Origin of the sequence: Fluctibacter halophilus (assembly GCF_020687825.1) — a bacterium.
Classification (GTDB): domain Bacteria; phylum Pseudomonadota; class Gammaproteobacteria; order Enterobacterales; family Alteromonadaceae; genus Fluctibacter; species Fluctibacter halophilus.
The window spans coordinates 1,479,024-1,502,124 of record NZ_JAJEWP010000001.1 but is presented as its reverse complement, the minus strand read 5'-3'; the positions used below and the strand labels follow the sequence as shown (position 1 = coordinate 1,502,124).

The window sequence follows — 23,101 nt, the reverse complement described above, 5'->3', positions numbered from 1 at the left end:
AGCTCAGCCAGTTAGCTTTTTTTAGCCGTTAAAGTCTCGATTTTGGCGACAAATGACAGTACAGTTGCGCCTGCCAATAATAAAAGTCACCCGACTACGAACAAGGACTGCAACGATGTACATGATGGTGAAGCACCTTCATCTGACACTGGTTGCCACCAGTGCGCTGTTTTTTATCTTTCGTTTTTTCCTCACTCTGCAAAACAATGGCTTGCTGCAAAAGAAATGGATGCGGGTGTTACCCCACGTCATTGACACTTTGTTGCTGATCAGCGCCGTTGTGTTGTGTGTTCTGATTGCCCAGTACCCGCTGGTTAACGGCTGGCTGACCGAGAAAGTCGTCGGTTTGGTATGTTACATTCTGATGGGCATGTGGGCGTTGAAGTGGGCACGCTCAACTCCCATGCGCTGGATCGGTTTTGTCGGTGCCCTGACCTGGTTGGTGATTATCGCCAAGGTCGCAGTGACCAAACAGCCCATCTTGTTCGGCTGATGCTGAACTGGCCGATCGGCCTGGAGGCCGGACCCCAATGACAGAATTCAAACAATGGCTCGCCGATGGCAATGTCCTTGCTGCAAGCCTGTGGCTGGCCAAACAGTTTGATCCCAATGTTAACGTCAACCGCTGTCTGAGTGACATCGCGACGATGGCTGAAACGGTACTACGCGGCGTCGACCCCCAAGCCAGCGAAGCACAGCGCTTGCAACAGTTTCATCATGGTTTTTATCAGGATTGCCTGTTCGCGCTGGACCGTCATAGTCGCCTCAATGCCCAGGCGAACCTGATGCATTGCGTCGTCACCCGGCGCTGCGGCGTGCCGGTGGCGCTGGCAATTTTGTACCGTCACTTTGCCCAGCAGTGCGGGTTTGATGTCGAAGGAATACACTTTCCCGGGCATTTTTTACTGCGCCATCAGTGGAGTGAAGACGATATTCAATACATCGATCCGCTAACCGGTAACACCTTAAGCTGGTCAGAATTGGAAACCCTGTATCAATCCATGCTCGGTGACGACGTTGACGAGCTGGATGACGACATCCTCTGTGTCGCCTCCGCACAACAAATGATTGAACGGCTTTTGCATAACCTCAAAGGGGCATACCTCGATGCGGATCAGCATGAAAAGGCCCTGCATGCTGTCGAACTGCTGCTGACCCTCAGTCCCGACGATCCCTATGAGCGGCGTGATCGTGGCTATTTGTTGCATCGTCTGACCAATGCCAGGGTGGCAATGGCAGACTATCGTTACTTTATCCGTGAGTGTCCACAAGACCCCAGCGCTTATTTGCTTAAATTGCAATTGCGCCATTGGGACGCGTTACCAACACCAGTCTTGCACTAAAGGGCATTTTTTAGCGCCCAAACTGCTGCGTACCGGTTGCCACAACTGGTATGCTATGCCCCTGATACCATCTTTGACCACAATGGAAGTACCATGAGTAATAACACGGTTATTAATGTTAGGGGGTTGTCCGTCGGCAACCAGTTGCCATTTGTTTTGTTTGGTGGAATGAATGTGCTTGAGTCCCGTGACCTGGCCATGCAGATTGCCGAACACTACAAGCAAGTGACTGATAAGCTTGGCATCCCCTATGTTTTTAAGGCGTCGTTTGATAAGGCCAACCGTTCGTCTGTGCACAGCTATCGCGGTCCGGGTATGGAAGAAGGCTTGCGCATCTTCGAAGAAATTAAGTCAACTTTCGATGTACCACTGATCACCGATGTACATGAGCCTCATCAGGCTGCACCTGTTGCTGAGGTGGTGGACGTTATCCAGTTACCAGCGTTTCTCGCCCGTCAGACAGACTTGGTGGTGGCGATGGCGAAAACCGGGGCGGTCATCAATGTGAAAAAACCACAGTTTCTGGCCCCTCATGAAATGCGTCATATCATGACCAAATTCAGCGAAGCTGGAAACGAGCAGGTTATTCTGTGTGAACGGGGCAGCAGCTTTGGTTACAACAACCTGGTGGTGGATATGCTGGGTATGGATGATATGAAACAGTTTGCACCGGTGATTTTTGATGCAACCCATGCCTTGCAACGGCCCGGTGGACGCGCGGATTCAGCCGATGGTCGCCGTGCTCAGGCGGCACAGTTGGCACGCAGTGGTATGGCTCTGGGGTTAGCGGGGCTGTTCATTGAGGCTCACCCGGATCCCGAACAGGCAAAATGTGATGGCCCGTGTGCATTGCCATTGGCCAAGCTGGAGCCGTATCTACAGCAAATGAAAGCGCTTGATGATTTGATCAAAGGCTTCGAGCCGCTGGATACCAGCGCACGATAACGATGTCTGTTGTTGACGGGCAGGGAGTGCCTGCCCGTCGAACAGAAACAGACTTTAGGTAATGCCGCAGGGGTTATTCTGCCTGAGTCGTGTCGAAGCCCTGTTCAGTGATTTCGCGGCTCACCATGGCGACCATTTCACGGGTTTGCAGTTGCAAATCGAGGTTTTGCAGTTCTTTGTAAAGATCCTGGTGCAGATCGACGGCTTCAATCTGCTGCAATTCTGTCTGCAGACCGTCTTGCAGGATTGAATGAATATGCACCGCTGTCAGCGTTTCTGGCGCTGCTAATGCACCTTGGCTGAATAGTATTGCAAAAACACTGCCTAATGATATTTTTCGTACGTTTTTCATTGTGATTACCTAAAGATTAAATTATTTCAAAAATGTTAATTGGTTAACGTTTTGTTACCAATATCGATGTAAAAAAACCTTTATTGGTAGAGGTTTAACTTCATCGTGGGTAAATATTAAACGATTATCAGGCGCGCTAAAAATGACAAAATGTATGCATTGATAATTAGAAAAACTAATGTATAGTTCATCGGTGTGTCACACACCTTTCGCGCAGGCCTTGAGGGCCTTTTATTCGCTTAACCGGTAAACCAAACAATGAGTCGACGATTACCCCCTTTAAATGCACTAAAAGCTTTCGAAGCGGCAGCCCGGCACTTGAGTTTCACCCGCGCGGCGGAAGAGTTGTTTGTGACCCAGGCCGCAGTGAGTCACCAAATCAAGGCGCTGGAAGAGTTTCTGTCGATGAAATTGTTTTTGCGTCGCAACCGTACCTTGCTGCTGACCGAAGAGGGACAGAGTTATTACCTCGACCTCAAAGATATTTTTATCGCCTTGCAGGACGCGACCGAGCGCCTGTTGGCCCGAGGGGCAAAGGGGGCGATCACCGTGGCGTTGCCACCCAGTCTGGCGATCCAGTGGCTGGTACCCCGTATCAATACTTTCAGTTTGTTACACCCGGAAATCGACGTGCGCATCAAAGCGGTGGATTTTGACGAGGGCTTTCTGGGGGACGATATTGATGTTGCGATCTATTATGGCCGCGGCAAGTGGAGCGGATTGCAAGCCGACAAACTACATACCGAATACCTCACGCCGGTGTGTTCTCCATTGCTGTTTCAGGGTGACAAACCGCTGGACTCACTGGATGATCTTCGCCACCACATGCTGCTGCACGATTCCAGCCGGGAGGCGTGGAAAAACTGGGTACGGCATTTTCACGTACCGGGGATCAATGTCGAGCAAGGGCCAATATTCAGTCACTCAATGTTAGTCCTTCAGGCGGCCGCATTAGGGCAGGGGATTGCGTTGGGTCACAGTGTGCTGGCACGTCCTGAAATTGTTGCCGGGCGCCTGGTGTGTCCTTTTGAAGAAAAACTGGTGTCGCGGAATGCCTATTATCTGGTGTGTCATCAATCCCAGGCTGAACTGGGTAAGATTGTGGCATTTCGTGACTGGCTGCTGGCACAGGTCAGAGAAGAGCAGGAAAATGAATTACTTGGTTAATAACGCCGCTGAACCGGTGGCTAATTTTGTGTTTGCCCACGGTGCCGGAGCCGGCATGGAACATGAGTTTTTGCATACGATGGCCAAAGCGCTGGCCGGCCGTGGCATCAATGTGTTGCGTTTTGACTTTCCGTACATGGCCGAGGCAAAGCAACAAAACCGCCGTCGACCACCGAATCCGGCCAAGGTCTTGTTGGCCCACTTCGAACAGGTGCTGGCTGACCTAGGTGAGCAACTGGATGCAAAACTGCCACTGTTTATCGGCGGCAAATCCATGGGTGGGCGCATGGCCAGCATCTTGCTACCGGATTGCCAGGCAAGGGGCGGGATATGTTTTGGCTATCCGTTTCATCCTCCCGGTAAGCCGGAAAAGTTACGTACCGAACACCTGCAGGACATGGCGAAACCCCTGTTGATTGTGCAGGGAGAGCGAGATACGTTCGGCCATCAGCAGGAAATTGCCAGCTATGGGTTAAGCAAGCAGGTGAACACGCGTTTCCTGCCTGACGGTGATCACAGTTTTAAGCCACGTAAGGCTTCTGGCCATACCCAGGCACAACACATCGACACCGCCGCCGAGTGGACCGCCACGTTCATTAAGGAGCAATTGTCATGAACATGATCCTGCGGTTTGGCCTGCTCAGTGGTCTGTTGTCCGTCATTCTGGGCGCCTTTGGTGCCCATGCTCTTCGCAGCGTACTTGATGAGCGACTGCAAGGGGTATTTGAAACCGCGGTGCGCTATCAGATGTACCACAGCCTTTTGTTGTTGGGGATTTACCTGCTGTACCGTCATCATGCCAGCGTGTGGTTAAGGCGCGCCGGGTACAGTGTCATTGTCGGCATTGTGCTGTTCAGCGGAAGCCTGTACGCGTTGTGCCTGACCCAGCAAAGCTGGTTTGGCCCGGTAACCCCCTTTGGGGGGCTATGTCTGATGGCGGGCTGGCTAATGGCATTGTGCGCTGTGTGGAAGGGGCAAGATCATGAATAGCCTTGTGGCCTATTGCCGCGCCGGGTTTGAATCGGACACCGCACAGGAAATCGAAACCCGTGCTGCCGAGCAGGGCCTATACGGCTACAGCCAGTTTGTCAGGAACAGCGGTTTCGTGCAGTTCTGTTGTTATCAAGACGAGGACGCACAGACGTTTGCCGAGCGCATTGCAGTTAGGGAGTTGATTTTTGCCCGTCAGCTGTTTGTTTGTGTGGCGCAGCTCACAGCGCTGGACCCGTCGGACCGCATTGGTCCGTTGCTGGCGGCGGTTGATGACTGGCCGCTGGCGGGGGAGGTGGTGGTTGAGTTTCCGGACACCACTGAAGGGCGGGAGCTGGCTAAGTTCTGCCGTAAATTTACCGTGCCGCTGAGACAAGCGTTACGCAAGAAAGGTCACCTGACCGCCAAAGAACGCACTGACAAGGCGCGCATGCACGCGTTTTTCACCCAATCAGACACGGTTTACTGGGGCTATTCACTGGCCGGACAGCGATGCCCAAATGTGATGGGGATCCAACGGTTAAAATTTCCCAGTGACGCTCCCAGCCGTTCCACATTGAAACTTGAAGAAGCCCTGCATGCTTTTATTCCCGCGGCACAATGGCCTGAGCGCCTGCGTCCGGGGATGACGGCAGTGGATCTCGGTGCCTGTCCCGGTGGCTGGACCTATCAGATGGTCAAGCGGGAAATCTCGGTTTACGCGGTTGATAACGGCGCGATGGACGAAGCCCTGATGGCCACTGGCCTGGTAAGTTATCATGCGGAGGATGGGTTTAAGTTTTCGCCCCCCCAACCGGTCAACTGGTTGATCTGCGATATGATTGAACAACCTCAGCGGGTGGCAGAGTTGATGGCCCGGTGGGTGGCAATCGGACGTTGCCAGGAAGCCATCTTTAACCTCAAGTTGCCGATGAAGAAGCGCTACGACAGCGTGCAAACGGCGCTGCAGATCATACGGGACGTGTTAACAGAACATCGCAAGACCGCACGAATTCAGGCCAAGCACCTGTACCACGATCGCGAAGAAATCACCGTGCACTTGCGGGCGGCCGATGCTGCCCGAGCGCACGCTTGAGGCGTAAGTACGCGCGATTCATGCGGGTGTCGGTGTCACGCTGTGAAGCCGCTGATGGTCGTTGGTAAGCAAGGTACATATACAACTGGGTCAGTTGATTAAACGGGCCGGCAATATCTGCGGGGGCGGTCTGATTGACGTGTCTGACATAGTCATCGGGCCCGTAATGGCGTGGCCGGGGCCAGACTGGCTCTAACAGTGCCAACGCCTGATGGTAACGTTTTTGCCATAGAGGGCGCCGTGGCGCGCGCTTAGGAATGAAATACACCGCCAGCAATATCGTTACCAGCAGTACCGACACCACACCGACCAGACTGAGGTTAAACGCGGTCAGTTTTCCGAGCAACGATTTGAACAAATCTCGCTGACGATTTGCATCAAAGCCCAGTACCCACTGACTCCACAAGAAATCCATGTCAGCGAGTAATAAGCGCACCTGATTAAGCCAGGCATAGTCTTTCAGGCGTGCCAGGGACAGCGGATCATCGGCCAGAAAGGTGCCTTCTTCGGCCACGGCCCGCTCCAGTCCGTACAGGATCCGGCTGGGTGCTACCCAGGCGGTCGGGTCAAGCCGTACCCAACCCTGGTCATCAAGCCAGGCTTCAACCCAGGCATGGGCGTCATACTGGTAGATACTGACATAGTCGTCACCACGCACTTCTCCGCCCTGATAGCCGGCGACCACCCGGGCTGGAATGTCGGCCAGTCGCAAGGCAAAAGCCAGTGCACTGGCATAGTGGGCGCAGAAACCTGCCTGATTGTCGAACAAAAAGCGGTCGACCGGATCATTTGGCATCAGCGCAGGTCGCAACGTGTATTCAAACCCCTGTTGCTGAAAATAGCGCTGAATATTGTCAATCAACATACGCGCAGACGTGCTCTGCTGTTGCAATTTAGCAACCCATTCACGGGTGCGGGGATTGCCCTGTCGCGGCACCTGCAAGTTCAACTGGCGATCAAGGGAATAATTGGTTTGATTGAGGGGGGTCTGTGGGTAATAAACCAAGTCATACTGCATTTTACTAGCCACCGGATCGCGGCTTCTGAGCTGGTAAGCCGTACCAGGCCATACCCGTTTGCGTACACCAGGATCGCTGACCACGGAAACATCCAGACTGAACAGGTAGTGTTGGTAGCTCGGTTCTGCAATCACCTGATACGCTGCGCCGGGGCCTTGAGGCGCGGGTACAAATGCTTTGTTCTGCAGGCGCAGTTGTTCTTCCTCCCACTTTCTGCGCGGCGCAATCTGCCATTCCTGGCCATCAAACTGTTCCATCACCAGCGCCCGCCAGTAGCGCTGATTGGGGGGCGGGATATTGTCGGTAAAGCTGGCTCTGAACGCGAGCGCCGAGGATTGGGACAACTGTGCGATGTCGCCGGGCTTCATCCGATCCGCCAGCCCGGTTTCGGTGGACTTGGCGGTTGGCATCTGCCAGAAAGGCCCTAAACGTGGCATCACCATAAATGCCAGTACGGCGATCGGTAGCGCTTGTAGCAACAGACGGCCCAATCCGCCGGTCAGTTGTGGCAACGTGAGTTGTGGTCCGTGTCGGGCCATCATGGCGAGTAAAATGACCCCCAGACACAGGCTAAAGTAGCCACTCATGGCCATGGATTGGTGAAAGATAAACCCACACCCCAGCAGAAACAGCGCACTGACTATCAATTGGCGAAAATCCTTGCGCCGTCGCATCAGCATCAGCTTCAGGGCACAAGCCATGGCCAGCAGATTGACCATTGCGACCAGCAGGCCAAGTTGAACACTGAAATAGGCCAGTACCAGTCCCGCCAGCAGCGCGAGCAGATTGACAGTGGTCATTGACACCGTTTGAGATTGCACACCCAGCGCGTAGGCAGCACGGATCACCACTGCACACGCCATCAAGACCAGGATCCAGCCCATGATCGGCTCAAACAAGCCGATACTGATCATCACAAAGGCTGCACTGAGCAGTAGCTGGCTCAGTTGGTCCTGGGTGTTGGCCGGTGCGCCGATCACAATTGAAACTCTGCCAGCGCCCGCAAGCAGCGGCGTTGATGGTCAAGGCCGCAGTCAGGTGTAATCTGGTGTTTGCCCAGATCAAGGCCAAAGGATTGTTGCGCCTGGGTCAATTCTCTGATCTGGTAGCATAATTGTCCCAAGCGCTGTTCCAGCTGCTCTGTGGTGCAGGGCATCAGGTTAAGCCACACCGGGGCGCCCTGTTCACTGACAAAGTGTTTGCTGAACATGCCCTGACCCTTGGCAACCTGTTTCCAGGCCACGTGGTTGAGCGGCTCGCCCCGTTGATATTCGCGTAAGTGATGAAATTCATCCTGGCCAGCCTTGTCCGTGCTGCTGTTGGGACCGCCTTCCTGTGGCTTGCCATGCAGTGTTACAGGGCTGGGAACCGGGCGCGGATAAACCATCACATCATGATCAAAGGCGAGGTGCGTCCAACAATGAAACAGACCCAGCGGGTATTCGCAGCTAAGAGTGACACGTTTCAGCGGCAAGGGGCCTCGGTGCGGTGCATCAATGCTTAAGGTGCCATGGCTGGAGGAGGGCGTTAAGGTGACAGCGCATTCTTCGCCATCAGGCTGCTGCCGCATGGAAATAATACCGAGTGCCGGCAGTGAATCCCCCTGTGGTTGATTCAACCATACTGCAATGTGGGCTACGTCACCGGCAAAGCAGTCCTGGGTTTTGCCCAGGTGGACCTGCAAACGCGCGAAATTCTGATAGCTGCTGAACAGTGTCACCAGCATCAGCGCCAGCAGGAAATAGCACAGCATCAACATCAGGTTGTTCTGGTAGTTGGTACCGAGCAGGAACAAACCGAAGCACAATAGCAGGAACAGTCCGCCCAGCCTGGACGGGAAAATGAAAATATTGCGGTGATCCAATTGGTGGCTTCGCGCTGGCGGAATCCGTCGGTCCAGCCAGCGGCCGATGCGAGCCTGCCAATGTTGGTTCAGCCGTTGCTGGAGTGCATTGATCATCACTGACTCAGGCTGCCAGTGGATCCACAGCCGCCAGTAACTTGTCGCTCAGACTGGTGGTTTCGCTGAACTCACTGAGGCTGTTACGCAGCCGGTGTTCGGCAACGGCAGGAAGGATCGCCTGCACATCTTCTGGCAGGACGTGATCCCGTCCGGCAATCAGCGCCCAGCTTCGGCTGGCTTGCAACAGCGCTTTGCTGGCTCGTGGCGACAGGGGATTGGGAAACTGGTCGCTTTCGCGACTGTAGGTCACCAGTCGTAGCACGTAGTCCAGTATCGCATCACTGGCATGCACCTGGTTGACCTGGCGCTGCAGGTCAATCAATTCATCCAGCGTCATGACCGCAGCCAACGGCGCCAGTTCACCCTGGGGATCAAGCAACATCTGTTTTTCGGCTTTCCAGTCAGGGTAGCCAATTTGGATGCGCATCAAGAAGCGGTCGAGTTGCGATTCGGGTAAGGGGTAAGTGCCTGATTGATGCAGTGGGTTTTGGGTACCAATGACAAAAAACGGTGACGGCAGGGTATGGGTATGACCATCCAGGCTGACCTGCTTTTCTTCCATCGCTTCGAGCAGGGCACTTTGGGTTTTCGGGCTGGCTCGATTGATCTCATCGGCCAACACCACCTGACTGAAAATCGGGCCAGGGTGAAAGCGAAACGTTTGGGTCTGACTGTCAAAAATGTTCAGACCCAGCATGTCCGCTGGCAACAGATCGGAGGTGAACTGAATGCGCGAAAAATCCAGGCCCAATACGTTAGCCAGTGCGTTAGACAGGGTGGTTTTGCCCATGCCGGGGAGATCTTCAATGAGCAGGTGACCATTGGCCAGCAGGCAACTGATGGCCAGCTTAATGTGTTGTTCTTTACCGAGCAAACGCTGTGCGACGCGCTCTATTGCAGATTGTATGTGAGGCTGCATAGTGTCCTTCCTACTGCCGGATATGTGTTAACTGTAGCCGATCAGGATCAAATTGTGATGCCAGCATAGCTATACGGGGGTATAAGGCCTTAAACGTAGTGCAAGGATTGAGCGATCAATCGTCTCGGGTGAAAAAGATCATAAAGGGGGGTTTTCGGTCGGGGATGAGGCCTTATAATGACCTCAGATCACAGTCGCAAAATCACCTTGGATAAATGCATGAAACACATTGAAATCGATGACCAGTTGTACGCTTATATTGCCTCTCAGACCCAGCATATTGGCGAAAGTGCATCGCAAATCTTGCGTCGCCTGTTGCTTGGCGATGAAAACGCCGAAGTGCCCGCGGTTGAGGCGTCCGATGCGCAACCTGAAACTACCGCGCAGACGTCATCCCCTGCGGTAACGACGGCGTCGCATAAAGCACCTGTTGCGCCAGTGGAAGGTGAGGGCGTGTTCGCCATTCTGAATGCCCACCAGGATCAGGAGCCACAAAGCCGGGTTGAGCATTTCCTGCAAATTCTGGCCGCGTTACATCAGGCACATCCTGAGCGGTTTGATAATGTACTGTCGGTGAAAGGCCGCAATCGTCTGTATTTCGCTACCAGTAAGGAAGCCTTGCTGGAGTCTGGCAGCAGTACTAACCCTAAGCAGGTGCCGGGAACCCACTATTGGGTGGTGACCAACAATAATACCGCCAAGAAGGTTGCCATGCTCAACGAGGTTGCTGAAGCACTGGGTTATCCCCAGTCGGATGCGCAACGATTGACGGCGTTGTTTGCCGCCTAACACTTAGTGTGCAGGCAGTTGCCCCGTGGCATCGCTGTGGCCTGTGAACAACCGTACCGAAAAAAAGGAACGTTATGGCTCTTCATCCACAGGCCGGACAGCTGGCCAGCCCCGAACAACTGGTAAATGTTGCGCGATTAGTCAGTGCCTATTACAGCACTGTTCCTGATGTCAGTTCGCCGAATCAGCAAGTCAGCTTTGGCACCTCAGGTCACCGTGGCAGTGCGTTAAACGGTACCTTCACCGATATGCACATCGCGGCGATTTGTCAGGCCCTGGCAGAGTACCGTCAACAACAGGGGATCACCGGACCATTAATGGTGGGCATGGATACCCATGCGTTGTCGGAGCCGGCGTTCGTTACCTGTGTTGAAGTGCTGTGTGCCAACAAGGTCGCGTTGCATGTGCAAGCTGAGCAGGGATACACACCCACACCGGCCATTTCCCATGCGATCCTGTCGCACAATCGTGACCATGCACAGGCATTGGCTGATGGCGTGGTGATAACGCCATCCCATAATCCGCCCGAGGACGGTGGGTTCAAATACAATCCACCCCACGGCGGTCCCGCTGACAGCGATGTGACAACCGCAATCCAAACCCGTGCCAATGCCCTGATGGCGGCGAAAAACCGCGACGTGAAGCGAATCGACTTTGCCGGTGCGATGGCCAGCGAATGGGTAACCGAAGTGGATTTCGCCGAGCAATACATTGCCGAGCTGGATCAGGTCGTCGACATGCAAGCCATCCGCGATGCCAATTTGCGCCTGGGCACGGATCCGCTCGGTGGTGCAGGCCTGGCGTATTGGGATCGTATTGCCGATCGCTACGGGTTAAACATTGAGGTGGTTAATCGCCAACTGGATCAGCGCTTCAGTTTCATGCATCGCGACAAGGATGGCAAAATCCGTATGGATTGCTCTTCTCCTTATGCCATGGCAGGCCTGATTGGGCTGCGGGATCGTTTCGATCTGGCGTTTGGCAACGATGCCGACTTTGACCGCCACGGTATCGTGACACCCACGGCTGGACTGATGAACCCGAACCATTACCTTGCTGTCGCGATCAACTACCTGTATCGGCATCGCCCTGACTGGCGCGATGATCTCAAAATAGGAAAGACGCTGGTATCCAGCAGTATGATTGATCGGGTTGCCAACAAACTGGGCCGCCCTATGGCCGAGATGCCGGTTGGCTTTAAGTGGTTTGTGCAAGGCATGCTGCACTCACAGATAGGTTTTTCCGGCGAAGAAAGTGCCGGTGGTATCTTCCTGCGTCGCAATGGACAGCCATGGGCGACCGATAAAGATGGCATTATTCTGTGTTTACTGGCGGCCGAAATCACCGCTGTCACTGGCCGGGACCCCGGCCAGCATTACCAGGACCTGATCGGCGAATTTGGTGAACCCCATTATCGTCGTATCGATGTCAGTGCATCTTATGCACAGAAACAGGTGCTGAGCAAAATGGACAAGAGCGTGATCACCTCAACAGCCCTGGCGGGTGAACCGATTACGGCCATCCAGACCCATGCACCGGGTAATGATGCAGCGATTGGCGGGGTGAAAGTCAGTACCCAAAGCGGTTGGTTTGCAGCCCGTCCTTCCGGCACCGAAGACGTGTACAAGATCTATGCGGAAAGCTTCAAAGGTGAAACTCACTTACAGGATTTGCTCACAGAAGCGCAACAACTGGTATCCGATGTGTTCGCCGGAGCCGGTTTGTAATCAGAATGATCTTTTAATGTTAATAAAATGTAAATAAATAACAGGTTTGAGTTCGATAGGTTAAATAATAATCAACTATTAACAATAAAATAACAACAAAGTGCCACTTTTCCTGCTAAAACTGTCAGTAGGTTGATAGAATACTGAAAGTTAATTACATAATTCAGGCGGCAATGTTCCGCCTGATGGTTTTAGGAGGGAAAATGGCGACCAAATCACCCCGAGCCAAGAACACGGCACAACCTCAATCCCTGGACAGTAAAACGATCAAAGCATCGATCGTCCAGCACCTTCATTGCACCCTTGGTACCGACGAAAACAAGGCCAATAACCACGCTTGGTGGAAAGCGACCTGTGCGGCCGTGCAGGAGCAGGTTCTGGAAGGATTGCGCAAGACACAGCGTGCCCACTACCTGAACGATACCCGCGCGGTACACTATTTTTCCGCCGAGTTCCTGATGGGACGATTGATGTCGAATAATCTGCACAATCTGGGTCTGTTTGAAACCACCGATCAGGCGTTGAAAGAACTCGGTGTTTCGCTGACCGACATCATGGAAGAAGAACCGGATATGGCGCTGGGTAATGGCGGTCTTGGTCGTCTGGCGGCGTGTTTTATTGACTCTCTGGCCACCATGGATTTACCTGCAGTCGGGTATGGCCTGCACTATGAGCACGGTTTGTTCCGTCAGGAAATCAAAAGTGGTGCACAAATCGAACGTCCGGACAGCTGGCGTGACTACGGCAACCCCTGGGAAATTTGCCGACCGGAGTCAATTCAGGAAATTCCGTTGTACGGTTATGTAGAAACCAAATATGGCGACAAAGGCCGGATCCAGAAGGAATGGCACCCGGGTACCATTGTAAAAGGTGTTCCGTGGGACATTCCGGTGGTTGGCTATGGCGGCAAGACGGTCAACGTGTTGCGTCTGTGGGAATCTCAGGCGTCTGACTATTTTAACTGGGACGTGTTTAACGCCGGCGGCTATGTCGATGCGCAGAAAGAGAATGTGCAGGCAGAGACCATCTCCAAAGTGTTGTATCCCAACGATGAAACGGAAGCGGGTAAAGAGCTGCGTTTGATCCAGCAGTATTTCTTCTGTGCCTGTTCGCTCAAGGACATCATCCGCCGCTACAAACGGGCCCATGGCGACAACTGGGAGCGCTTCGCCGATCAGGTGGTTATTCAGCTTAACGATACGCACCCGGCCATTGCGATCCCCGAATTAATGCGGATTTTGGTCGACAGGGCTGAGATGGACTGGGACAGCGCGTGGGAAATCTGTACCCAAACCTTCGCGTACACCAATCACACCTTGTTGCCAGAAGCATTGGAAAAATGGCCGGCGCGGATGTTTGAGAAGATCCTGCCCCGTCACCTGGAAATCATCTACGAAATCAATCACCGGTTCCTGGATGAAGTGGATAAGGTATGGCCGAATGACAACGCCATTAAGAGCAAGCTGTCGATCATCGAGGAAGGCAATGACAAGATGGTCCGCATGGGTAACCTGTCGGTGATAGGCTCGTTTGCGGTGAATGGTGTGGCGGAAATCCATTCGCGACTGGTGAAACAGAACCTGTTTCCCGAATTTGACCAACTGTGGCCAGGTAAACTGACCAATGTTACCAATGGCATCACCCCCCGTCGTTGGTTGAAAGCGTGTAATCCGCGCTTGTCTGAACTGATCGACAGTAAGATCGGCCAGGATTGGCCGGTGCAACTGGACAAACTGCAAGGTCTGGCAGATTTTGCCGACGATGCAAAGTTCCAGAAGGCGTTTATGCAAATCAAGCATCAGAACAAGGTGGATCTGGCAGCCGACATCAAAGCGTTGACCGGAGTAGAGGTGGATCCTAACGCCATTTTCGACGTCCAGATTAAGCGTCTGCATGAATATAAGCGTCAACACCTTAATCTGTTGCACATTCTGGCCTTGTATCGCCGACTGTTAGAAAACCCTGGTTATGCAATGACGCCGCGGGTATTCCTGTTCGGTGCCAAAGCGGCGCCTGGCTACAAACTGGCCAAGGATATCATTTACGCCATTAACAAGGTGGCAGACAAAATCAACAATGATCCCCGCGTAAACCAGAAGCTTAAAGTGGTTTTCCTGCCCAACTACCGTGTCAGTCTGGCGGAGAAAATGATCCCGGCGGCCGACGTTTCGGAGCAGATTTCCACCGCAGGTAAGGAAGCTTCGGGCACCGGTAATATGAAACTGGCGCTCAATGGCGCATTAACCATTGGTACGTTGGACGGCGCGAATATTGAAATTGCCGAGGAAGTGGGCGATGACAATATCTACATCTTTGGACTCACCGTAGAAGAGGTTCAGGCGCTCAAAGCCAATGGCTACAACCCTTATGATTATTACTATGAAAACAAAGAGTTGAAAGCCATTCTGGATTGGTTGGAAACGGATTATTTCACCCCCGGAAAACCCGGTGCACTGGCCTCATTGAAGCATTCACTGCTCGACGGTGGCGACCCGTACCTGGTGCTGGCAGATTTTGCGTCTTACTCAGATGCCCACAAGGCCCTGGACAGTGCTTATCAGGACAGCAAAGGCTGGGCACGAAAAGCAATCCTGAACACCGCCCGTATGGGTAAGTTTACATCGGATCGTTCTATTCAGGATTATGTGGATAGAATCTGGAAGCTAAGTTCTTGTAAAGTTGAATAAAAATGGCGTAATACTGAAATAAATGGTCGTTTAACGTCACTTTGAATGCATAAAAGCCCAAATGAAAATTTGGGCTTTTTTTGTTCAGTCAAAACGGCTAAAATTCGCCCCCTTCGAGACGCTCGTTAGCCGGGCGTCAGGCCGCATGAAGATTGATGAGGAGCTGTATCACCGTCATGGGCGAAAGTCACCGTACGCTGGTCACCATACCTAACCGCTATGCGTTTGTGGATCGCATTGACGGTTATTTGCAACGGAATCGCCGGGCGTCACTGCTATTGATTGATGTGGTGCGGTTTTCCGATGTCAGTACCAGCTTTGGTCATGAAGTGGGTGATCGTATCCTGCTGGAAATTGCCAACCGCATCCAACGGCTGTTTGGCCACGATGCGCTGTTAGGTCGCGTCAGCGGCGATATATTCGGATTGCTGATCCCCGGCTGGCATGGCGAACGTCAGCTACGACATCACTACAACCATCTTGTCGAACACTTCAAAGCGCCGATTTATTGTCAGGATCATGCTTTTCTGGCCGACTTCAATGTGGGCGCTGTGCCCAATGCGCCGGAAAACGGTGACATCATAAAGTTGCTGTCCCGTGCCGAAGGCGCATTGAAGCAAGCCAAAGAAAACCGTTATGACAACCTGTGTATCGCGCGCCTGGAAGACAAAGTGCGTGGCGGTCGGGCATTGGCGCTGAAAGCCGACCTGCAGCGGGCCATGCAACGTGACGAGCTGGAGCTTTATTTTCAGCCCAAGGTGCGCCTGCGGGATCTGAAAATCACCGGTGCTGAATGTTTGCTGCGCTGGAACCATCCGATGGATGGGGTGTTGTTTCCGGGCGCACTCATTGAAGCGGCTGAATCGTACAACATGATGAATGAGCTGGGCTATTGGACAATGACCCAGGCATTTAAACATGCCCTACGTTTTCGCGCGCAGGGCATCGACGTGCCGCTGTCGCTGAACATGTCACCGACCCAATTGTATGATGTCAACTTCATACCGACACTGCGCCAGCTCAGTGAGTCTTACGGAATCGATCTGTCCAGTTTCGAACTGGAGCTGACCGAAGACATCGCGCTGTCAAATTCACTGATGGTAAAGCGTCAGCTGTCCCAGGCCAAAGCCCTGGGGGCACGCATTGCCGTGGATGATTTTGGCAAAGGTTACTCAAACCTGGCTTATATCCGTGACTTGTCGATTGATACCCTGAAAATCGACAAGACCTTTGTCATGGGCCTGAATGAAAATCCTGTTAATATGGCGATTGTTCAGGCGGCGCAATTGATTGCTGCATCGATGGAGTGCGAAATCGTCGCGGAAGGGATTGAGGATCTGGAGCAGCTACACGTGCTGAGGGACTCAGGATTGCGTACCGGGCAGGGTTATCTGTTTTCCCGTGCCGTGCCGGAAGCAGAGTTTATCGAGCTGTATCATCAGGATCTGAGTGTCGGCTCTTCGCTGGCGCATGTTCATCGCACCGGCTAACGCTGCGGCCGTCATCGCCCATACCGCAGGGTAGGGCATTCGAACAAATAATAACTTCTAGAATGGGTTCACTATGATTGAACAGTCACTGCAACAACAGGGTGGTTTTCTGGCGCGTTCTCGCACCACCCCGGATGATTTTTCCAGCCCTTTACAGTTTACCCTTAACAATGGCACACAGGTCGACATCAGTGCCGAGGGGATCATTGCATTTACGCCTGCCCAGCCGGGGGATAAAGATATCGTGTTGTCCTGTGGCGTGCACGGCAATGAGACGGCACCTATTGAGATCTGCGACGAGATGGTGGACGGGATCCTGACCGGCAAGCTCAACCTTGCTCATCGTGTGTTGTTTCTGTTCGGTAACCTGCCAGCCATGGACATTGCGCAGCGCTTTGTGGAAGAAAACATGAATCGTCTGTTCAGTGGCGCGCACAGTGAAGCGCCTGGACTGGTGAACGCCGAACGTCGTCGTGCCAAACAGTTGGAAGACGCGGTGGAAGCCTTTTATGCCAGTGCGCCTGAAGGCAACCGAACGCGCTATCACTACGATCTGCACACCGCAATTCGGGCATCGAAAAATGATAAGTTTGCGGTCTATCCCTTGTTGCATGACCGTCAGCACAGCATCGAACAAATCCGTTTTCTGGGCGCGTGCGGCGTCACTACGATCCTGTTGTCTGAGAGTCCGACCACTACCTTCAGTTACTTTTCATCGACCCGTTTTAACGCCCACGCGTTTACCGTGGAACTGGGCAAAGTCCGTCCTTTCGGCGAAAACGACATGCAGCGCTTTGCCGCCGCTAAAGACAGTCTGACACGACTGGTCAGCGGTCAACCCGTTACCTTGCCGGCCTTTGATGAGCGCTTTTTGGTCTATCGGGTTAATCAGGTGATCAATCGCACGAAAGAAGATTTTCGATTGAATTTCGACGATGATACCCCTAATTTCACCGATTATAAGCAAGGCGATGTGTTGGCTGAAGAGTCGGGGGCGGTCTATCGTGCAACACAGGATGGCGAGGCTATCGTGTTCCCCAATGCCAATGTGGCACTGGGCCAACGGGCGCTGTTGACGGTGGTGCCAACCCGATTGGAGCCATAAATCATGCCTGACTTTACACTCCATCCTCAACTCGCAGCGGATACCCTGTTGGTGGGTGACCTGCCGCTGTGCCGTGTGTTGTTGATGAATGACGTTCAGTTCCCCTGGTGTATTCTGGTGCCAAGGGTTGGGGGGATTACCGAAATCATTGACTTGTCAGAGCAACAACAGCACCAGTTATGGCAAGAGTCGGCACAACTGAGCTTGCAATTGCAGAGTCTATGTCAGCCTGATAAGTTAAACGTCGCTGCGCTGGGCAATATGGTGCCTCAGTTGCACATACACCATATTGCACGCTTTCGAGACGATCCGGTTTGGCCGAAACCTGTTTGGGGAAATATTTCAGCCAAACCCTATGGCCCGGGCGAGGCAGAACAGTTGATAAACCGTTTGCGGGAAGGCCTTGGACTGGCCGCCTGCTAATCAAGGAGAGACCCTATGTTGGTAACAACAACCCCCACACTGGATGGCAAAAAAATTGAAAAGTACCTCGGCGTCGTGGTCGGAGAGGCCGTCATGGGGGCAAATGTGTTTAAAGACATTTTTGCGTCTATTCGTGACATCGTCGGGGGCCGTTCGGGGTCTTACGAAGATGAACTGACCAAAGCACGCAAGATTGCATTTCAGGAACTGACCCAGGAAGCCAATCTGTTAGGCGCGAATGCTGTGGTCGGTATCGATATCGATTATGAGGTTGTGGGTCAGAACGGCAGTATGCTGATGGTCAGTATTTGCGGTACTGCCGTACGCTACAGTGATGCCGGCTAGCCATTAGCTGATCAGAAACTGCTGATAAATCTCTGCAATGTGCTGTGGGTCTACCCAGCGGTGACCCGCGGCGCTGAACCTTTGCAGGGCATCATCGTCAGGTAAGCTGAAATACTGGCCTGCCGATGGGTCCTGTTGAATACTATCCGGTTGCTTACCTTTCGCCAACTGAGCGACGACCTGACACAGGCGGTTGACCCCTGGTGGATACAGTGACAACACATTCTCCAGATAGCTATTGTGCTGATTGAGTGGCTGACGATCGACCGCTAACACCGCGCCGGTGTCGATACCGGCGTTTTCAATCCAGTGCACTGTGGTGCCAATATGGCTGGCCTGGTGCAACATCGACCAGAACGTCGCCATCACGCCACGGTAGTCAGGCAAAATGCCCGAGTGCAGATTCAGTACACCATGCTCAGCCAGGGCAATGGTGGCGGGCTGCAGTATTTGCCCGAAACGGATACTGAGCAATAGCTGAGGCGTGACGTTAGTTAATTGTTGGTGGGCCTGGGGCGTGTTGATGGCCTGAATGTCCAGCCATTCTAAAGGGTAGTGATCGGACAGCTGATCCATATTCAACAACTGGCTTCTGCTGCCGTTTGCCGGTGAAAGCAATTGGTTGAGCAGGGTCTGTTCATAGAACGCCAGTGTGGCCAGTGCCGGGTGGCGGGCTCCAGAACGGCCAACCCGTTCGCTGAGCACGCCGAACAAGCGGTGTTCTTGCAATTGTGGCAACAGGTGGTTGAGCGCAACCACACTGGCAAGGTCGCGGTTGACCAGCAACACGATGTTCACGGTGTTTGATCGTCTGATTGATCTGACTTTTTGGCCGGCCGCTTGGGCCAGTCATCGTCATCATCCCAGGCGGGTTTGGGGTTTGGTTGGTTTTTGTCGAAGCCTTTCGGGATCGGGAATTTACTCGAATCCCTCAGCAGCAAAAGGTTGCCGACCACCAGGCCCAGTACCAATGCAATGATCCCCACTATCATCCAGACGCTCATGGTGTGTCTCCCTGATTGAGTGTGTAACGCGAGAACAACGCCTCGATGTGCGCCAGTATACAGGCTTTACCCGCGATATCTTGCTCAGCAATGGCATCGGCCAGAGGCTGAACGTCGAGTAACCCTTCGATCTGCTGCGCAACCGGTGAATAACTCAGGTGCCAGGGTTCCACGGCGACACCACCGGTATAGGTTTGATAGGGGCGGGTGAATCCAAACTGCGCTGCATGTTCAGTCAACCATTGGTTGAGTGTTGCACAGGGGCCATCAGTGTCATACTCCGCACTGATCAACTGAAAGTCATGATTACGTTGTGTGACCTGCTGGCGGTCAAACACATCCATGTCTGTGCCCCAATGGTGTCGGCTGCCGCCGGGCAAGGCGGAAAAGGTCAGAATGTGGTGCAGTTTTTCGACGTCGGTGAGATCACTGGCGCTGACCGGATTGTCGTTCAGATCCCTGATCACGGTAATGCCCAGCCATTTGTTATTCCAGATCCGGGCCTGGTGGTGAAAGTCCCTGAAACCACTGACCAACTGGCAATCGACACCGTCATCCTGTGCCGCCTGTTGTAAGGCGCTGAATGCCTGTGCGGCCTTTGGGTGAAGACGGTGGCGCTGGTCGACATTGACCACGTGCGTGCAATCCAGCCCGAGCCACTGTCGCGTGGTCAGCACAGTAAATGCTCCATAATACGTTCGTACATCAGTGCCAATTGCTCAAGGTCGTCGATTTTAACCTGTTCGTTAACCTTGTGTATGGTGGCATTGACCGGCCCCAGTTCAATGACTTCGGCCCCGGTAGGCGCGATAAAGCGTCCGTCGGAGGTGCCACCGGCGGTGGATAATTCGGTGCAATGGCCGGTTACTTCTTCAATCGCCCGCTGGGTGGCATCCAGTAGCTTGCCATGATCGGTCAGAAAGGGCTGGCCGTTGAACGTCCAGTCGATATCGTACTCCAGCGCGTGGCGGTCGAGTACCTCATAAACCCGTTTGATCAGCGCCTGGTCGGTGACTTCGGCGGAGAAACGGAAATTAAACAACACATCCAACTGGCCGGGGATCACATTACCTGCTCCGGTTCCGGCGTGAATGTTGGAAATCTGGAAACTGGTCGGCGGGAAGAAAATATTGCCATCATCCCAGTGGGTCTGCGCCAATTCGGCTAATGCGGCGCTGGCTTGATGAACCGGGTTTCTGGCCAGGTGAGGGTAGGCCACATGGCCTTGTATTCCTTTTACCGTCAAGGCACCGGTAAGCGAACCCCGTCGTCCGTTTTTGACCACATCGCCGACACGTGCGGTGCTGGACGGTTCACCGACCACACACCAGGTGATTTTTTCCTGCCGCGCTTCCAGGGTATCAATGACCCGGGTAGTACCGTTGATAAACGGGCCTTCTTCATCGCTGGTGATCAGAAAAGCAATACTGCCTTTGTGATCCGGGTGTTTGGCCACAAAGCGCTCGGTGGCAACCAGCATCGCCGCCAGGCTGCCTTTCATGTCGGCGGCACCGCGACCGTGCAGATAGCCATCAATCTCGGTGGCTTCGAATGGCGGGGTTTGCCAATCCTGCTCAGGCCCGCTCGGCACCACATCAGTGTGGCCGGCAAAACAGAATACCGGACCGTCAGTGCCCCGTCGTGCCCACAGGTTGGTGGTGTCATCGAACACCATGCTTTCAATGTTAAAATCCAGCGGCGCCAGACGGTCTGCCATCAGGGTCTGACAACCGGCATCGTCAGGGGTGACTGAGCGACGGTTGATCAGCGCTTTTGCAAGGCCAAGTACACTGTCGGTCATGACAACACTGCCGCGTATTCAGGTGCTTTAAACCCCAGCAGATACTGGCCCTGATGGATCAGTACCGGGCGCTTGATCATCGCCGGATTTGCCAGCATCAACGCGATGGCTTTATCGCGGTTGAGATCCTGCTTGTCGGCCTCATCTAGTTGACGAAACGTGGTCCCGCGCTTATTGAGCAGCGCTTCCCACCCTAATGCGGCCTCTGTTTCACGTAACCAGCTTTCTTCCAGTCCGTCCTGACGATAGTCATGAAACACATGTTCGATGTTGTTATCCGCAAGCCATTTGCGGGCTTTTTTAATCGTGTCGCAGTTCTTGATGCCGTACAGGGTGGTCATAGTGATGGTTGTTCCTTGATTGGGGTAACAGAATAGCGGCAACTATAACCAGATGTGCAAATCAGCGCAAAGGTATCAGGCGTTGATTTGACGGTCAGAGATACAGGGACAATACCTTGTCTTGTCCCTGCTGGACTTGTCCGTAATGGGGCACCACAGTTTGCATGCGCATGCTGTTAGGCACAGTCAGTGTCCATAGCGGGTTTTGTAGTGTTCGGTTGACGCTGGGCAGATCAACGCTGATCAGCACTTGCCCCTGTGATACCTGTTGTCCTTTGCCGACCTGGCAACGAACGCCCTGGCCGTGCAGCGCCTCAGGATCCGGTTGCAGAGACATCATCAGTTGTACCCCTTGCTGACTGCGCAGACACACTTCAGTGCCCGCTTCAGCGATGAAGGTGACGGTGGCGTCAAATGGCGCTACCAGAGTCGAACCGGTTAGACGCAGGGCGACACCATCGCCACAAAGCTGTGCAGAAAACAGCGCAGAATGCGCCTGAGAGAGCTCAACCGTTGTACCGTGAGCCGGACTGGCAATGTCTATGTGGGCCTTGTAGGCCTCAGGCGCTGTATCGGCCAGCCTGGACAGGTGAGAGGTCACAGAATGACTTTGTAGCCATCGTGTTCCAACGCTTGTGTCGCTGTGTCGAGATCTTTCTGTTTAACCAGAAAGAAGTCAGTTTCAAACGTGGAGACAATGAAAATGCTGACTTTGGCGCTGGCCAGCACGTTGCCGATTTGCGCCATGATGCCGACCATCGACAGTTGCAGTGGCCCAAGGACCTCTAGTACACGCCAGTCGGAGTCACTCTCTTCGGATTCAATGTGCACGGCTTCCGGTACCACAATGGACAGTTCTTCATGGGTTTTACCGATGAAGTAAAGGGATGAGTTGAGCACCTGCTGCGGAATTTCTGCGCTGACCGGTAAACTGTGGATCGTAAAACGATCCGGCAGAACGGCGAGTGTTTGTTTTGGCATCTTACATCCTTGGAAACCGTATAACCCTATTTTGCGGGCTTCTTGGCGCAAGTCAATAGGTAAAAAAAACGCTCGTTGCACAGTGGGGTTATCCACTAAAACTGTGGATAACCTTGTTGAGTACTGTCTGGAAAGTCTGTAACTCAATGAAATATAAAGATTAAAATGGATTGGTCGGTATTTCGGCAATCCTTTCCTGTGGATGAACTACCCTAAGATCGGGCAAGTTACCCACAGATCAGGAGATCGATCATGAACGAACATCAACAAGGCAAAATGGCATGGATGGATCTGACCGTTGACGATGCCGACGGGGTCAGTGCGTTCTACACTCAGGTACTGGGATGGCAGGTAGAGAATGTTGGGATGGGCGATTACAACGATTATGCCATGAAGCTGCCTGGCAGTGATTCGCCAGTGGCCGGCGTGTGTCATGCCAGGGGAACGAATCAGGATGTGGTTACCGTATTTCGTGGTGGATGATTTAGCCCAGGCTATACAGCGGGTTGAACAATCCGGCGGGCACTGTGTGACGATAGAGAAGTGCATGGGTAACAGTCGCTACAGGGTTGTTGCCGATCCAGCCGGTGCGATGAGTGTGTTATATCAGCAATAGGCTTATTCACAGGGTTTAT

Annotated in this window: 27 protein-coding genes; 16 read left to right on the top strand and 11 right to left on the bottom strand. The window is 53.3% G+C overall.

The genetic code is table 11. The features are described 5' to 3' along the window. Nucleotides 1-115: 115 nt before the first annotated feature. The 3 genes from LJ739_RS07130 to kdsA all read left to right on the top strand — a co-directional run bounded on the left by LJ739_RS07130 (nt 116) and on the right by kdsA (nt 2,288). A complete protein-coding gene (locus LJ739_RS07130) occupies nt 116-493 on the top strand; it encodes a SirB2 family protein (protein ID WP_229158556.1) in 378 nt (125 codons plus the stop codon). Nucleotides 494-530: 37 nt separating this feature from the next. Continuing rightward, entirely contained in the window at nt 531-1,343 is an 813-nt protein-coding gene (locus LJ739_RS07125; protein WP_229158554.1) for a SirB1 family protein, read from the top strand. 93 nt (nt 1,344-1,436) lie between these two features. After that, complete coding sequence (kdsA, locus tag LJ739_RS07120) at nt 1,437-2,288, top strand: 3-deoxy-8-phosphooctulonate synthase (protein WP_229158552.1); 852 nt, start codon at nt 1,437-1,439, stop codon at nt 2,286-2,288. 73 nt (nt 2,289-2,361) lie between these two features. On the opposite strand, the gene LJ739_RS07115 is transcribed toward kdsA, so the two are convergent. Then, nucleotides 2,362-2,640 (bottom strand): hypothetical protein, encoded by a 279-nt coding sequence (locus LJ739_RS07115; protein ID WP_229158550.1) that lies wholly within the window; start codon nt 2,638-2,640, stop codon nt 2,362-2,364. Nucleotides 2,641-2,898: 258 nt separating this feature from the next. Here LJ739_RS07115 and LJ739_RS07110 point away from each other — a divergent pair, with 258 nt between their 5' ends. Genes LJ739_RS07110 through rlmM form a run of 4 tightly spaced genes read left to right on the top strand, consistent with a single transcriptional unit; the run spans nt 2,899 to nt 5,872 of the window. Beyond that, nucleotides 2,899-3,807, top strand: coding sequence for a transcriptional regulator GcvA (locus LJ739_RS07110; RefSeq protein WP_229158548.1), 909 nt, complete (start codon nt 2,899-2,901; stop codon nt 3,805-3,807). Continuing rightward, nucleotides 3,791-4,423 (top strand): alpha/beta family hydrolase, encoded by a 633-nt coding sequence (locus LJ739_RS07105; RefSeq protein WP_229158546.1) that lies wholly within the window; start codon nt 3,791-3,793, stop codon nt 4,421-4,423. Before LJ739_RS07110 ends, LJ739_RS07105 begins: the two co-directional genes overlap by 17 nt. Continuing rightward, entirely contained in the window at nt 4,420-4,797 is a 378-nt protein-coding gene (locus tag LJ739_RS07100) for a DUF423 domain-containing protein (protein ID WP_229158544.1), read from the top strand. The genes LJ739_RS07105 and LJ739_RS07100 overlap by 4 nt, the downstream gene beginning before the upstream one ends. Further along, nucleotides 4,790-5,872, top strand: coding sequence for a 23S rRNA (cytidine(2498)-2'-O)-methyltransferase RlmM (gene rlmM, locus LJ739_RS07095; protein WP_229158542.1), 1,083 nt, complete (start codon nt 4,790-4,792; stop codon nt 5,870-5,872). Before LJ739_RS07100 ends, rlmM begins: the two co-directional genes overlap by 8 nt. Here rlmM and LJ739_RS07090 read toward each other — a convergent pair. From LJ739_RS07090 to LJ739_RS07080, 3 genes are read right to left on the bottom strand one after another with little or no spacing between them, the layout of a single operon-like run. Then, complete coding sequence (locus LJ739_RS07090) at nt 5,826-7,871, bottom strand: transglutaminase TgpA family protein (RefSeq protein WP_229158540.1); 2,046 nt, start codon at nt 7,869-7,871, stop codon at nt 5,826-5,828. The genes rlmM and LJ739_RS07090 overlap by 47 nt on opposite strands. Then, nucleotides 7,868-8,851: a DUF58 domain-containing protein gene (locus LJ739_RS07085; protein WP_229158532.1), complete on the bottom strand. Its 984-nt coding sequence runs from the start codon at nt 8,849-8,851 to the stop codon at nt 7,868-7,870. Before LJ739_RS07085 ends, LJ739_RS07090 begins: the two co-directional genes overlap by 4 nt. A gap of 7 nt (nt 8,852-8,858) precedes the next feature. Continuing rightward, nucleotides 8,859-9,773: an AAA family ATPase gene (locus LJ739_RS07080; protein WP_229158530.1), complete on the bottom strand. Its 915-nt coding sequence runs from the start codon at nt 9,771-9,773 to the stop codon at nt 8,859-8,861. A gap of 219 nt (nt 9,774-9,992) precedes the next feature. Between LJ739_RS07080 and seqA the strand changes: the two genes are divergently transcribed. From seqA to LJ739_RS07045, 7 genes are all read left to right on the top strand, one after another. Beyond that, complete coding sequence (seqA, locus tag LJ739_RS07075) at nt 9,993-10,562, top strand: replication initiation negative regulator SeqA (RefSeq protein WP_229158528.1); 570 nt, start codon at nt 9,993-9,995, stop codon at nt 10,560-10,562. A 74-nt stretch (nt 10,563-10,636) separates the two neighbouring features. Then, complete coding sequence (gene pgm, locus LJ739_RS07070) at nt 10,637-12,289, top strand: phosphoglucomutase (alpha-D-glucose-1,6-bisphosphate-dependent) (protein WP_229158526.1); 1,653 nt, start codon at nt 10,637-10,639, stop codon at nt 12,287-12,289. A gap of 203 nt (nt 12,290-12,492) precedes the next feature. Continuing rightward, nucleotides 12,493-14,976: a glycogen/starch/alpha-glucan phosphorylase gene (locus LJ739_RS07065; protein WP_229158524.1), complete on the top strand. Its 2,484-nt coding sequence runs from the start codon at nt 12,493-12,495 to the stop codon at nt 14,974-14,976. Nucleotides 14,977-15,131: 155 nt separating this feature from the next. Continuing rightward, the gene (locus tag LJ739_RS07060) at nt 15,132-16,466 is read left to right on the top strand and encodes a putative bifunctional diguanylate cyclase/phosphodiesterase (protein ID WP_407646748.1); all 1,335 of its coding nucleotides are present in this window, start codon (nt 15,132-15,134) and stop codon (nt 16,464-16,466) included. Nucleotides 16,467-16,539: 73 nt separating this feature from the next. Beyond that, nucleotides 16,540-17,571, top strand: coding sequence for a succinylglutamate desuccinylase (gene astE / locus LJ739_RS07055; protein ID WP_229158522.1), 1,032 nt, complete (start codon nt 16,540-16,542; stop codon nt 17,569-17,571). 3 nt (nt 17,572-17,574) lie between these two features. Further along, a complete protein-coding gene (locus LJ739_RS07050; protein WP_229158520.1) occupies nt 17,575-17,994 on the top strand; it encodes an HIT domain-containing protein in 420 nt (139 codons plus the stop codon). Between the two features lie 15 nt (nt 17,995-18,009). Next, nucleotides 18,010-18,339 carry a heavy metal-binding domain-containing protein gene (locus LJ739_RS07045; protein WP_229158518.1) on the top strand — a complete coding sequence of 110 codons (330 nt, stop codon included), beginning with the start codon at nt 18,010-18,012 and terminating at the stop codon, nt 18,337-18,339. A gap of 3 nt (nt 18,340-18,342) precedes the next feature. Here LJ739_RS07045 and LJ739_RS07040 read toward each other — a convergent pair whose 3' ends face one another. The 7 genes from LJ739_RS07040 to LJ739_RS07010 form a co-directional block, all read right to left on the bottom strand. Continuing rightward, on the bottom strand, nt 18,343-19,137 hold the full coding sequence (locus LJ739_RS07040; RefSeq protein ID WP_229158515.1) for a formyl transferase: 795 nt from the start codon (nt 19,135-19,137) through the stop codon (nt 18,343-18,345). Continuing rightward, entirely contained in the window at nt 19,134-19,343 is a 210-nt protein-coding gene (locus tag LJ739_RS07035; RefSeq protein WP_229158513.1) for a DUF2897 family protein, read from the bottom strand. Before LJ739_RS07035 ends, LJ739_RS07040 begins: the two co-directional genes overlap by 4 nt. Continuing rightward, a complete protein-coding gene (locus tag LJ739_RS07030) occupies nt 19,340-20,020 on the bottom strand; it encodes a M15 family metallopeptidase (protein ID WP_229158511.1) in 681 nt (226 codons plus the stop codon). The genes LJ739_RS07035 and LJ739_RS07030 overlap by 4 nt, the downstream gene beginning before the upstream one ends. Beyond that, a complete protein-coding gene (gene dapE, locus LJ739_RS07025; RefSeq protein ID WP_229158508.1) occupies nt 20,014-21,144 on the bottom strand; it encodes a succinyl-diaminopimelate desuccinylase in 1,131 nt (376 codons plus the stop codon). The genes LJ739_RS07030 and dapE overlap by 7 nt, the downstream gene beginning before the upstream one ends. Next, the gene (locus LJ739_RS07020) at nt 21,141-21,485 is read right to left on the bottom strand and encodes an ArsC family reductase (protein ID WP_229158506.1); all 345 of its coding nucleotides are present in this window, start codon (nt 21,483-21,485) and stop codon (nt 21,141-21,143) included. The genes dapE and LJ739_RS07020 overlap by 4 nt, the downstream gene beginning before the upstream one ends. A gap of 94 nt (nt 21,486-21,579) precedes the next feature. Next, nucleotides 21,580-22,086: a PTS sugar transporter subunit IIA gene (locus LJ739_RS07015; RefSeq protein ID WP_229158504.1), complete on the bottom strand. Its 507-nt coding sequence runs from the start codon at nt 22,084-22,086 to the stop codon at nt 21,580-21,582. Continuing rightward, nucleotides 22,083-22,466, bottom strand: a complete 384-nt coding sequence (locus LJ739_RS07010; protein WP_229158501.1) for an ACT domain-containing protein — start codon at nt 22,464-22,466, stop codon at nt 22,083-22,085. Before LJ739_RS07010 ends, LJ739_RS07015 begins: the two co-directional genes overlap by 4 nt. Nucleotides 22,467-22,718: 252 nt before the next feature. Here LJ739_RS07010 and LJ739_RS07005 point away from each other — a divergent pair, with 252 nt between their 5' ends. Next, nucleotides 22,719-22,949 carry a VOC family protein gene (locus tag LJ739_RS07005; RefSeq protein WP_229158499.1) on the top strand — a complete coding sequence of 77 codons (231 nt, stop codon included), beginning with the start codon at nt 22,719-22,721 and terminating at the stop codon, nt 22,947-22,949. Next, entirely contained in the window at nt 22,921-23,082 is a 162-nt protein-coding gene (locus LJ739_RS07000; RefSeq protein ID WP_229158497.1) for a VOC family protein, read from the top strand. The genes LJ739_RS07005 and LJ739_RS07000 overlap by 29 nt, the downstream gene beginning before the upstream one ends. The last annotated feature ends 19 nt before the right edge of the window (nt 23,083-23,101 follow it).